Origin of the sequence: Bradyrhizobium sp. AZCC 1721 (assembly GCF_036924715.1) — a bacterium.
Classification (GTDB): domain Bacteria; phylum Pseudomonadota; class Alphaproteobacteria; order Rhizobiales; family Xanthobacteraceae; genus Bradyrhizobium.
The window spans coordinates 5,718,426-5,730,763 of record NZ_JAZHSB010000001.1 but is presented as its reverse complement, the minus strand read 5'-3'; the positions used below and the strand labels follow the sequence as shown (position 1 = coordinate 5,730,763).

At 64.3% G+C, this 12,338-nt stretch carries 9 protein-coding genes; 2 read left to right on the top strand and 7 right to left on the bottom strand.

The features are described 5' to 3' along the window. Positions 1–196 precede the first annotated feature (196 nt). Positions 197–2,362 (top strand): anthranilate synthase component I, encoded by a 2,166-nt coding sequence (locus V1273_RS27405; protein ID WP_334411509.1) that lies wholly within the window; start codon positions 197–199, stop codon positions 2,360–2,362. A 153-nt stretch (positions 2,363–2,515) separates the two neighbouring features. Next, positions 2,516–3,055: an adenine phosphoribosyltransferase gene (locus V1273_RS27400; protein WP_057841738.1), complete on the top strand. Its 540-nt coding sequence runs from the start codon at positions 2,516–2,518 to the stop codon at positions 3,053–3,055. Positions 3,056–3,225: 170 nt separating this feature from the next. On the opposite strand, the gene V1273_RS27395 is transcribed toward V1273_RS27400, so the two are convergent. The 7 genes from V1273_RS27395 to smc form a co-directional block, all read right to left on the bottom strand. After that, complete coding sequence (locus V1273_RS27395) at positions 3,226–3,558, bottom strand: GIY-YIG nuclease family protein (protein WP_334411508.1); 333 nt, start codon at positions 3,556–3,558, stop codon at positions 3,226–3,228. Between the two features lie 100 nt (positions 3,559–3,658). After that, a complete protein-coding gene (locus V1273_RS27390) occupies positions 3,659–4,327 on the bottom strand; it encodes a hypothetical protein (protein WP_334364469.1) in 669 nt (222 codons plus the stop codon). Positions 4,328–4,386: 59 nt separating this feature from the next. Continuing rightward, positions 4,387–5,136 (bottom strand): hypothetical protein, encoded by a 750-nt coding sequence (locus tag V1273_RS27385; protein ID WP_028346968.1) that lies wholly within the window; start codon positions 5,134–5,136, stop codon positions 4,387–4,389. Positions 5,137–5,300: 164 nt separating this feature from the next. Next, the gene (locus V1273_RS27380) at positions 5,301–6,497 is read right to left on the bottom strand and encodes a M48 family metalloprotease (RefSeq protein ID WP_334411507.1); all 1,197 of its coding nucleotides are present in this window, start codon (positions 6,495–6,497) and stop codon (positions 5,301–5,303) included. A 166-nt stretch (positions 6,498–6,663) separates the two neighbouring features. Next, positions 6,664–7,224 (bottom strand): LemA family protein, encoded by a 561-nt coding sequence (locus V1273_RS27375; protein WP_028346966.1) that lies wholly within the window; start codon positions 7,222–7,224, stop codon positions 6,664–6,666. A 288-nt stretch (positions 7,225–7,512) separates the two neighbouring features. Continuing rightward, positions 7,513–8,490: a small ribosomal subunit Rsm22 family protein gene (locus tag V1273_RS27370; protein WP_334411506.1), complete on the bottom strand. Its 978-nt coding sequence runs from the start codon at positions 8,488–8,490 to the stop codon at positions 7,513–7,515. A gap of 164 nt (positions 8,491–8,654) precedes the next feature. Continuing rightward, the gene (smc, locus tag V1273_RS27365; protein WP_334380808.1) at positions 8,655–12,119 is read right to left on the bottom strand and encodes a chromosome segregation protein SMC; all 3,465 of its coding nucleotides are present in this window, start codon (positions 12,117–12,119) and stop codon (positions 8,655–8,657) included. Positions 12,120–12,338 lie beyond the last annotated feature (219 nt).

Genomic DNA, 12,338 nt, shown 5'->3' with positions numbered 1-12,338 from the left:
GACATCGCCTCCGCCGGATGGTGATTAGGTTCCCATGAGCACCGTTGTTGCCCCCTGCCGTCTCTGGTGGCGCACCTCCTAAGAGGTGGCCGGTGCGATTTCATTTTTTCAATCGTCGAAGGTCGCCATCGCAGTGCGACGGTTCCTTCGTTTGTCCTGTGTGGCGCGCCCTCCCGAGGTTTCGTAAGAGGATCACATGAACAGGACAGCCTTCTCCCTGCCGGAGCACAGCGAATACCGGACCAGCGGCGGTCTGGCGATTTCGCGCGTCGTCGAGCAGTTCACCGGCAACGCCAAGCGCCTTGACGACCTGATCGAGCTGCTCGATCGCCGCCGTGGCGTGGTGCTGTCCTCCGGCACCACGGTGCCGGGGCGCTACGAAAGCTTTGACCTCGGCTTTGCCGATCCGCCGCTGGTGCTGGAAACGGCCGGCTCTAATTTCTCGCTCCAAGCGCTGAACGCGCGCGGCGAGGTGCTGATCGCCTTCCTCGGCGATGTGCTGCGCGAGCCCTGCGTCGTCATTTCGGAGCGGAGCGAGCGGCGATTGGCGGGCCACATCGTCCGCGGCGCCGCGCCGGTCGAGGAAGATCAGCGCACCCGCCGTGCCAGCGTGATGTCGCTGGTGCGCGATCTCGTCGCCGCCTTCACCGCAAACGACGATCCGCTGCTCGGCCTGTTCGGCGCCTTCGCCTACGACCTCGTGTTCCAAATCGAGGACCTCGTGCAGAAGAGGGCGCGCGAGGCTGACCAGCGCGATATTGTGCTCTACGTGCCGGATCGCCTTCTGGCCTACGACCGTGCCACCGGCCGTGGCGTGGTGTTGAGCTACGATTTCTCCTGGAAGGGAAGGTCCACCCAGGGCCTGCCGCGCGACACCGCCGAGAGCGTTTACGCCAAAACGCCACGGCAGGGATTTGCCGATCATGCGCCCGGCGAATATCAGGCAACGGTCGAGGTCGCGCGTGCGGCGTTTGCGCGCGGCGACCTGTTCGAGGCGGTGCCGGGGCAACTCTTCGCCGAGCCCTGCGAGCGTTCGCCGGCGGAGGTGTTCCAGCGGCTGTGCCGCATCAACCCGTCGCCCTATGGCGCGCTGATGAATCTCGGGGACGGCGAATTTTTGGTGTCGGCCTCGCCGGAAATGTTCGTGCGCTCCGACGGCCGCCGGGTCGAGACCTGCCCGATTTCGGGCACCATCGCGCGTGGCGTCGATGCGATCGGCGATGCCGAGCAAATCAGGCAATTGCTGAACTCGGAGAAGGATGAGTTCGAGCTCAACATGTGCACCGACGTCGACCGCAACGACAAGGCGCGCGTCTGCGTCCCCGGCACGATCAAGGTGCTGGCGCGGCGGCAGATCGAAACCTATTCGAAGCTGTTCCACACCGTCGACCATGTCGAAGGCATGCTGCGCCCGGGCTTCGATGCGCTGGATGCCTTCCTGACGCACGCCTGGGCGGTTACCGTGACCGGTGCGCCGAAATTGTGGGCCATGCAGTTCGTCGAGGACAATGAGCGTTCGTCGCGGCGCTGGTACGCCGGCGCCATCGGCGCCGTGAATTTCGACGGCAGCATCAACACCGGGCTGACCATCCGCACCATCCGCATGAAGGATGGGCTGGCCGAAGTGCGCGTCGGCGCCACCTGCCTGTTCGATTCCGATCCGGCCGCCGAAGACCGCGAGTGCCAGGTGAAGGCGGCTGCGCTGTTCCAGGCGCTGCGGGGCGACGCGCCGAAGCCGCTCTCGACCTTTGCGCCCGACGCGACCGGCTCGGGCCGCAAGGTGCTATTGATCGACCACGACGACAGTTTTGTTCATATGCTGGCGGATTATTTCCGGCAGGTCGGCGCAAGCGTAACCGTGGTCCGGCACGTGCATGCACAGGAGATGCTGAAGCGGAAGGGCTGGGATCTCCTGGTCTTGTCGCCGGGCCCGGGTCGTCCTCAAGATTTTGGAATCTCGAAGACCATTGGAACGGCGCTGGACCGAAAACTGCCGATCTTCGGTGTCTGCCTCGGCGTGCAGGCGATCGGCGAGTATTTTGGCGGCCAGCTCGGTCAGCTCACCCAGCCGGCGCATGGACGGCCGTCGCGGGTTCAGGTCCGCGGCGGACGGCTGATGCAGAACCTGCCGAATGAGATCGTGATCGGCCGCTATCATTCGCTCTATGTCGAGCGCGACAGCGTGCCCGATGTTCTCGAAGTCACCGCGACCACCGAGGACGGCGTCGCGATGGCGATCGAACACAAGACCTTGCCGGTCGGCGGCGTGCAGTTTCACCCGGAATCGCTGATGTCGCTCGGCGGCGAGGTGGGTCTGCGCATCGTCGAGAATGCGTTTCGGCTGAACGCGGAGGCGAATTGATTGACCGTCATTGCGAGGAGCGAAGCGACGAAGCAATCCATACCTTTCGTGGTACGATGGATTGCTTCGCGGAGCCTGTCATCCGGCGGCGCTTTGCGCCGACCGGGTGGCTCGCAATGACATTGGGGACAATTGAAAGCGAGATAAGCACCAATGACATTCGATCACGACATCAAGGCCACCGTCCGCACCATTCCGGACTACCCGAAAAAGGGTATCCTGTTTCGCGACATCACGACCCTGCTGGCGGACGCGCGTGCCTTTCGGCGTGCCGTCGATGAGCTGGTGCAACCCTGGGCGGGATTGAAGATCGACAAGGTCGCCGGCATCGAGGCGAGGGGATTCATCCTCGGCGGCGCGGTCGCGCATCAGGTTTCCGCCGGCTTTGTTCCGATCCGGAAAAAAGGCAAGCTGCCGCATACCACCGTGCGGATCGCCTATTCGCTGGAATACGGCCTCGATGAAATGGAAATGCATGCCGACGCGGTCCATCCTGGCGAGCGCGTCATCCTGGTCGATGATCTCATCGCCACCGGCGGCACCGCGGAAGGCGCGGTGAAATTGCTGCGCCAGATCGGCGCCAACGTGGTCGCGGCCTGCTTCATCATCGATCTGCCCGATCTCGGCGGCGCCGCCAAGCTGCGCGCGATGGAAGTGCCGGTGCGTACGCTGATGGCGTTCGAGGGGCATTAAGTTTTTTTGCGCGCGAAGTTCTCCACGCGTCGTCCCTGCGAAAGCAGGGACCCATAGCCACCGTCATTAGTTGGTGGAAAAAGCGTCAGCCATGTCGCCTCAACCGCGAGAGCAACGCGGTAGGGTTCCTGCGTTCGCAGGGACGACGACCACCAATTATCCGGACTAGATCAAACTGCCTCTGCTTTGAGCTCCACCCTCCAATGCAGCGCGCGCTCCTTCAAAAGCGCGTCGCGGATATAGGACGTCTCTTCGTCTTCCAGCCGCTCGCACTCCTCGAACGTCAGACTGTCGGACCCGTGCGCGGCCCACGCTGCCTGCAGGCTGCAGCAGGGGTGGCTGCCTTGGCGCAGCGAAAACCAGATGCGGTTCTGGATTTTCTCCAGATTGGGCGTCTGGCCGACCCATGTCTCGGAGGTCGCCTTGCAGCGGATGACGAAGACCCCCGCGATGGTCTTCCGCTCCTTGTAGGCGGCAATGGCTGCCTTTCTGGCTGATGTCACGGGATGCCTCGCGGGAAATGGTCAGGGGTAGGAGGAGGCACTAACAGACTGGCCGCCCAGCGTCAATATTACCCGGGTAATATTTGCCGTCGTGGAGGCTTCACGGCCGCTGCGGGAGCAGGCTGAACTCGAGCTCGCGAAAGCAGGTGTAGTTCCTGCGGATCCACTGATGCAGCTCGGTCGACGAGTCCCGCTCGTTGCGCAGGTAGTTGGTGAAGGAAAAGGTCAGCCGGTCGATATAGGTTTTCAGGAACGAGGGCAGCGCTGATATGCGCAGCACCCGACCCAGGCCCATCGCCTCGGGCAGTTCGCCACGCACCACATACTCGTTGTCGACCGTAATCAGCGCTTTCAGCGGAATCTGCTCCCGTAACGTCGAATAAGCGCGCGCGGAAACGCGGTCGGTATCGGCCACGAACAGGATGATCGGCGCCACGCCACGCCGTGCGGCCTCTTTGAGGAAACCGATCTCGTTGATCATCTTGAAGAACTCGTCGAACGCATGAAAGCCGAGGTCGATCACCTTGGCGACGCCGTCGTCGACGATCAGGCGATCCATGAGCTGCATCTTGCCATAGGTGTCCATCACGTCGGCCGTCTCGGTGATGCGCGGCAGATATTCCAGCAGTGATGGTTCCTTCAGGTTGATGTCGAAGGAAGATACCGTCCCATCCTTCAGCAGCAGGAACTCGCTCAACAGGCGCGCGAGCAGCGTCTTGCCGACCAGCGGCCGGGGCGAGCAGATGATGTAGACAGGCGTGGAGCTCATCACCCGCTATATCAAAGGAATTTTTCGCCTAATCCAGCCCCGTCGCGGCGGCTATCCGACTATTTTTCGCCGCCGCGCACGCCAGGCTTGGCACCGACGAGATCGGTCAGCTTGATGCGGTCGAACTCGCTCCAGACGTTGGCGAGCCAGTGCCGAACATAGCCGCGCAGCACGAACGAATAGTTCGCGGCCTCGTCGTCCTTGCCCTTGTTGGCGACGAATTTGAGGAACGGCACCGAGGAAACCTCGACCTGCTCATAGGCCATCTCATTGAGCTTGGGGATCGTGAGGTCGGTGGCGTCCTTGATGCGGTGAAAGTAGGAGTTGTAGGTCGACTGATCCCACTGGAAGAACTGGGTGTCGTTGATGAAGTTCTTCACCAGGAAATATTTGGCACCCTGCATGAAGTTCGCGGTCTCGGCGATTTCGTCCAGCGAGGCGATCGAGGGGCCCAGGATGTGGAACACGGCAAAGGTGATCTGCCCGGCCTTCGCTGCATCGAGAAAGCCGATGTCGCGGAGCGAAGCCAGCGCCGGCGACAGCAGTCCGGCGCGGACGTCGATTACGGTCACGGAAGGCCCGGCACTCAGCGTGTCGAATATCTTCATCTGATCCGATGTCGTCGTCATGTCGACGATCTCGGTGATGTCGGGGTGGAAGCGCTTCAGGGTGCCGCGCGGCGATTCGGTATCGAATGCCCGGGTCGGCACGTTATTGGCGCTAAAATAGTCCAGGAGCGTCCGCGACACGGTCGTCTTGCCGACCCCGCCCTTGTCCGCGCCCACCACAATCACGACTGGCTTTGCCATGGAAATCCCTTGAACAGCAGTTCCGACCGCGGGAGCGGCCGGCTTGCCCCATACCCTGCTTTGGGCGCGAACATGGCAGAAACAAGGGATAATTCAATTCATTAGACGGCCGTCGCCATTATTCCGCACGGAATTCGTTAATCCCGCGCGTCGGCGGGCGCTGTTTAGCGATGCGGGCCCCAAGGGCCGTCCGGGGGGCCGGAGCGGGCGCCCGGAACGCCGGCAGGCTTGCTGGCGTCGCTCCACGGGCCGCGGGGAACCGGCGGCTGGAGTTGCTCCGTGGCCGATTCCTCCGACTCGGGTTCATCCGCCGTATCGGACGGGAGGGCGAGCGGGCCGGGATCGCGGCCACCGGCAAACTGCACCAGCGCTTTGACGCGTCGGTCGACTGACGGATGGGTCGCGAACAGGTCGGCAAACCCTTCGCGCGGATTGTCGACACAGAGCTCCATGACCGCAGACGTCGCGCCGGGCAGCTCGCCGCGATTTTCGATCTTGCGCAGCGCCGTGATCATGGCGTCGGGGTTCTTGGTGAGTTCGACCGAGCCGGCGTCGGCCAACAGTTCGCGCGATCGCGACAGCGCCAGCTTGACGACTTGCGACAACAGCCAGGCCAGCAGGATCAGCACCACCGCGATAATGATCGCCATGACGGCGCCGCCGCCGCCCTTGCCGCGGTCGGACGAAGAAGAGGACGATGATGATGATGAGGAGGAGGATGAAGATGAAGACCAATCGCTGCCGGTCGAGTTCCACGACAGGTTGGTGAACGTGCGAAAGAACAGTTCGCCGAAGAAGCCCACCACGCCGGCGATGATCATGGCGATCACCATCAACTGCACGTCGCCGTTGCGGATATGCGTGAGCTCGTGGCCGAGCACGGCCTCGATCTCCTGGTCGTTGAGCGCCTGCAGAAGGCCCGAGGTCACCGTGATGGAATATTGCCGCCGGTTGAGCCCGGTGGCGAAGGCGTTCAGCGCCGGGCTGTCCATCACCTTCAGCTTCGGCATCGTGATGCCGCGCGAGATGCAGAGGTTTTCCAGGAGATTATAGAGCCGCGGCTGCTGTTGCCGCGTCACGCTCTCGCCGCCGGTCACGGCGTCGATCATGTTCTGGTGGAAGAAATAGACGATCACGATCCACAAGGCGGCGATGATTGTTGCATAGGGGAGGGCTGAGATCAGGTCGCGCGAGGCGCGCGTCAGATAATAGTTGAGTGAAGCACCGCTATTGAGCACCACTTCCGCAACCAGCGCGCCGGCGAAGACCAGCACGTAGATCAGCAGAAATAGCCCGGCGAGCAGCAGCATCGAACGAAACTTGTTCGATGCGATATGCGTGTAGAGACCATACGCGGCCATGATGGACTTTCGCTAACCACGGTCAATCCGGGGCGTCGCGAAGCGGCGAACTACGATGTGCAATTGCACATCGGAGAATCTCGAGATTCTCAGGTGCGTAATTGCGCACCATAGTTCACGCCTTTGGCGTGCCCCGGAATGACGGCGGTAGTGAGTTCTCATCCGTTCAGAACTTCACGCTCGGCACTGTCTCGACTTCGGTGCGGCTGGTGCCGAGATCGAAGAATTCCTTGCGGGTGAAGCCGAACATGCCGGCAAACAGTGCTGCCGGAAGCTGCTGGATGCCGGTGTTGTATTCCTGGACGGCGTTGTTGAAGAAGCGTCGGCTCGCCGCGATCTTGTTTTCGAGGTCGGAGAGCTCGCTGGCAAGTTGCTGGAAATTGGCGTTGGCCTTGAGGTCCGGATAGGCCTCCGACAGAGCGATCAGCCGGCCGAGCGCGCCGCTCAACTGGTTCTCCGCAGCCGATACCTGGGCCGGTCCCTGCGCCGACATCGCGGAATTGCGCGCCTTGATGACGTCGTCGAGCGTGCCGCGTTCGTGCGAGGCGTAGCCCTTCACGGTCTCGACCAGGTTCGGGATCAGGTCGTGGCGCTGCTTGAGCTGCACGTCGATATCGGCAAAGGCCTGGCCGACACGCTGGCTGAGCGCGACCAGGCGGTTATACGCAGCGAAGGCAAACAGCACGATGATGACGATGACGCCGAGAACGATCCAGCCGGTCGACATGATGGAGAGCTCCTAAGGGGGACGAAAGACAGCGAACCTAGACGAAAACCGGGGCGTGCGGCAGCCCGCCCGTGAGGTGGGGCATGGCTTTAGTCGGAAGTGGGGCGGGATAAGTTCAAGACCGGATTGTGTCGGTTTGCGTGTCCCGGACGCGGTGCAGCGTCTCTTGACGGTGCACCGCAGAGCCGGGACCCACTGTCGCCAGCAGAGCTGGGCCCCGGCTCTGCTGCGCATCACGCCGCAAGCGCGGCGCGCTGCGCAGCGTCCGGGCACGCGACCGGTAATAGATCAGCTCTCCTCGATCACCGCATCGCCCCACCGCCAGCGGCGCGCACGGGCATAATCTGCCTTGGCGCGGCGGGGCATTTTCGCGAAGCTGAGACCTTCAGGCGTGCAAAGTTTCGCCGTTACTTCGACCTTGGTGACGATCGGTTGCGCTAGCACGCGAGAGGGGTGCCGTTCCACCGCCGCGCGCGTCAACGCGACATAGGAGAATTTCTCGTCCTCGTATGGCAGCTCCGCGCCCTTGACCTGCTTGTGCGCGCGTGAGCGCTGCAGGCGCTGGGTGAAATGGCACCAGTCCGGTGCTTGTAGCGGGCATTGGCTGTCGTGCGGGCAGGGGGCGGCGACATGTGCGCCCAGCGTGATCAGGTGCGCGCGCAGCGCAATGATCCGGGCATAGCCGGCGGGCGTGCCTGGTTCGACCACGAGCAGCGTGTCGTGGGTCTGCTGCCACAACAGTTCGGCGAGCGCGCGTTGCTCCGCTTCGCCGATCTCGCCGATCATGTAGCTCGCCACGACAAGGTCTGCCGTATCCGCTTTGGCAAGCGCGGCGCGGGCCTCGCCGAGCTGGTAGCCGATGCCGCGTAGCCGGGTGCTGTCGTGCGCCAGATCCAGCGCCAGCGTGCGCAACGCCGCGTTGGCATCCAGCAGCGTGAAACCTGTTAGCGACGGGAATGCTTCGGCGGCTGCCCAGGAGGCCGTGCCCGGCCCGGCGCCGACGTCGAGCAGGGCCTTTGGAGCGAAGTCAGGTCTGTTCTCGACGAGCGCGTTCAGGCTGGCCGTGACCGCGGCATAGGTTGCAGGCATCCGTGCCAGCGCATAGGCGAGCGCGTCCGTCTCTGAGCGGATGGTCGTGGAGCCGCGTTCTTCACGGTAGTTTTTCGAGATGACGGCTGCGCGGCCGGCGGCGTCGCTGCGCGAAAAACCCCGCAGCTTGCCATCGAGCGCGGCTTTCAGTTCGGCGGGGAGATCGGGTGAGATCATCGTTTCCTGTCATGCCCGCCACCGGGTCTCACCTTCGGCGAGCCCGATGACAGGCTCAGGCGGGCATCCAGTACGCCGAGGCGGCTGTGACGATCACGGACAGCGCGGTGTACTGGATCATCCGCCTTCGCGGATGATGACGTCAACTGGGCAGGCGAACTGCCTCACGCCACGTTCTGATCCAAAATCTTCACGGCGTCGTCGAGGCCGACCGAGACCAGTTGCGAGACGCCGCGTTCGGCCATGGTGACGCCGAACAGCCGGTTCATCCGCGCCATCGTGATCGGGTTGTGCGTGATGATGATGAAGCGGGTTTCCGTCGACGAGGTCATCTCGTGCAGCAGGTTGCAGAACCGCTCCACATTGTGGTCGTCGAGCGGCGCGTCGACTTCGTCCAGCACACAAATCGGCGACGGGTTGGTGAGGAACACCGCGAAGATCAGCGCCAGCGCGGTCAGCGCCTGCTCGCCACCCGAAAGCAGCGACAGCGTCTGCGGCTTCTTGCCGGGTGGTTTGGCGATGATTTCGAGGCCGGCTTCCAGCGGATCGTCGCTCTCGATCAGATGAAGCGCCGCTTCGCCGCCGCCGAACAGTTCGACGAACAGCCGCTTGAAGTGCTCGTTGACGGTCTCGAACGAGGTCAACAGCCGCTCGCGGGCTTCCTTGTTGAGGCTCTGGATGCCCTGGCGCAGCCGCTTGATGGCTTCGACCAGATCGTCGCGTTCGGTGGTCAGCGCCGTGTGCTGGGTCTCGACCTCGCGCAATTCTTCCTCGGCGCGCAGATTGACAGCGCCAAGGCGCTCGCGGTCGCGGCGCAGCTTTTCGAGGCTTTCCTCGATTTCGGAAAGCGGCGGCAATTCCGCACCGGGCTCGATCTCGGCGAGCGTGGCGACGGCGTGCGGCTCGACTTCGAGCATGTCGTGGATTTCGCGCTCGATGTCGGAAAGCCGGCGCTTGGTGCCCTCCATGCGTTCCTCGGCGCGGGCGCAGGCCTCGCGGGAAGAGGAGAGCGCTTCGAGCGATGCCTTGGCCGCGCGATCGGTCTCCGCCATCAGGCTTTCGGCGGCGGCCAATGCGTCGGCGGCGACGCGGCGGGCGCCTTCGGCAGACTCGATTTCGTTGATCAGCGCGCGGCGCTTTTCGGCAAACACGGCCGGTGCATTTTCAAGCTCGGCGCGCTCGGCCGTTACTTCGGTGATGCGCGCCTCGACGGTGGCGACCTGTGAGGCCGAGCTTTGCTTGCGGTTCTGCCATTCGGTGCGTTCGGCCGTGATCGCCTGTACGCGCTTGTCGGCCAATTCAGCTTCGCGCGCCAGCGCCTGGGCTTCGGCCCGCACCTGCGCGGCAAAGCGTCGGTGTCCGTCGATCTCGGTGCGAACGGCGCTCAGTTTCGCTTCCGTCTCATCCGTCGGCGGCAGTTCGGTCAGCGCGGCAGTGGCGCTCTCATGCGCGGCCTCCGCTTCACTGCGGTCGGCGGCAAGACGGGTATGGGCTTCGGTCAGCGCCGATTTGCGCGCGGCGTGGCGATTGATCTCGCGCTCGGTCGCGGCATGGCGTTCGCGCGCCGCATCGGCCTCGCGCTGCGCGGCCCGCCAGGCCTCGCGGGCGGCGGTTTCGGCAGCGGATGCCATCTTCAGTTCCGCCTCGGCGTCATCCAGGGCCTGCCGCTTGGCAGCGGCGTCAGTGCGGGCCTGGTCCAGCTCGTGTTCGATATCAACCAGGCGGGCGCGTTCGGCCAGACGCCGAGCGGCACCGGTCGGCGCATGCGCGGCGGCGACAAAGCCGTCCCAGCGCCAGACGTCGCCTTCCAGCGAGACCAGCCGCTGGCCGGTCTTCAATTGCGAAACGAACTCCGCGCCACGCTCCTTCGGCACGACGCCGATTTGCGCGAGACGGCGTGCCAGTTCGGCCGGCGCCTCGACATGCGCAGCCAGCGCCTCCACGCCGTCCGGCAGGGCCGGATCGTCGAAGCTTGCACCGGCATTGGTCCAGCGCATTGGCGCGGAGGGATCGACGGGCGCGTCAAGATCGTCGCCGAGGACGGCGCCGAGCGCTTTCTCATAGCCCTTGGCGACGGTGACGCCGTCGATGATCGGCGGCCACAGATTCTTGGTCTCGACATTGACCAGTTTTGAAATCGTGCGCGCTTCGGTCTCGAGCCGCTGCACGCGCTTTTCGGCCTCGGTGAGCGGAGCGCGGGAAGCTTCGAGCTTTTGCCGTGCGGCGATGTGGCCGGTCTCGTTGGCTTGCGCTGCCGCTTCGGATACGGCCAGCGTTTCCTGCGCGGTCTCCATGGCGGCGGCGAGCGCGTCGAGGTCGCCGAGATTGCCGGTCTCCTGCGCGAGCTTTTCTTCGTCGGCCTGGACGGTGGCAATTTCCTGGTCGAGCCGGGCCAGCCGGTCGCGATGGGTGCGCACGCCGGCCTCTAACTGGTTGCGCTTGGCGGTGAGGTCGGCGAGCGCCGTGGTCAGTTCGCCGAACATGCGCTCGGCCGCGGCCAGTGTCGCTTCCGCTTCCGACACGCGCTCGTCGACGCCAGAACGCTTTTCGACGCGTGACTTGATCTCTTCCTTCAGCTCGGCGTCCTCGGTGTCGAGGCGCTGCAGCGCGATCTCGGCATCGGATGTCTGCTGCTGTTCGCGCGCGATGTCGGCGGTGAACTGATTCAGCCGCCGGTCGAGCTCGGCGACACGCTCCTTGGCGCGCTCTTCCTCGCGGTCGAGTTGTTCGCGGGCGTTGGTGAGGCGCTGCAGTCCCGCCGCGGCGCGAGCTTCGCCTTCGCGCAAGGCCGGCAATTCGGAAGCGCGGATCGCCTGGATACGCGCCGCTTCGGCCTGCTCGCGGGTGCGCTCGGCCATCTCGCGCACGTTGACGTCGTGCGTATGCGCGGCTTCCGCGACGTCGGCATTGGCCTCCAGCCAGCGCAGGTGGAACAGCGTGGCCTCCGCCTTGCGCACCTTGGCCGCAACTTCGCGGAACCGGATCGCCTGCCGCGCCTGCTTCTTCAGCCCGTCGATCTGGCCGGAGAGTTGCCCGATCACGTCCTCGACGCGGGTGAGGTTGGTTTCGGCAGCCCTCAGCCGCAGCTCGGCCTCGTGGCGGCGGGCGTGGAGGCCGGCGACGCCGGCGGCATCTTCCAGCACGCGGCGGCGCTGCTCGGGCTTGGCCTGAATGATCTCGCCGATCTTGCCCTGGTGGACCAGCGCCGGCGATCGCGCGCCGGTGGCGGCGTCGGCAAACAGGATCTGCACGTCGCGGGCGCGTACGTCGCGGCCGTTGATGCGATAGACCGAGCCGGCCTCGCGCTCGATGCGGCGGGAGATTTCCAGCACCTGGCTGTCATTGACGGCGGCCGGCGCCGTGCGATCGGCATTGTCGATCGTCATCGTCACTTCGGCGTGGTTGCGCGCCGGACGGTTGCCGGAACCGGCGAAGATCACCGCATCCATGTCCGCGGCGCGCAGCGATTTGTGCGAAGTTTCGCCCATCGCCCAGCGCAAGGCTTCGACCAGATTCGATTTGCCGCAGCCGTTCGGTCCGACCACGCCGGTGAGGCCGGGTTCGATCATGAAATCAGTGGGTTCGACGAACGACTTGAAACCGTGGAGGCGGAGGCGCGTGAGTTTCATGAACACAATTCTCTGTTGGCCGGGCGCGAATCTCCCTGCCGTGACAATACCATAGAAGGCAATGTCAGTGTGGATGAGCCGCCCGTTGCGGCGCTTATGAGCCGCGACAATGGCGAGGCCGAGGCCGGAGAGCAACGCCCCCGCGGGCTTTTCCCAAGGGATTTGAGGCGCTTGTGTGGCGCCTTTTGCTGGACTTACGAGCGCGAATGAATCCGGTTC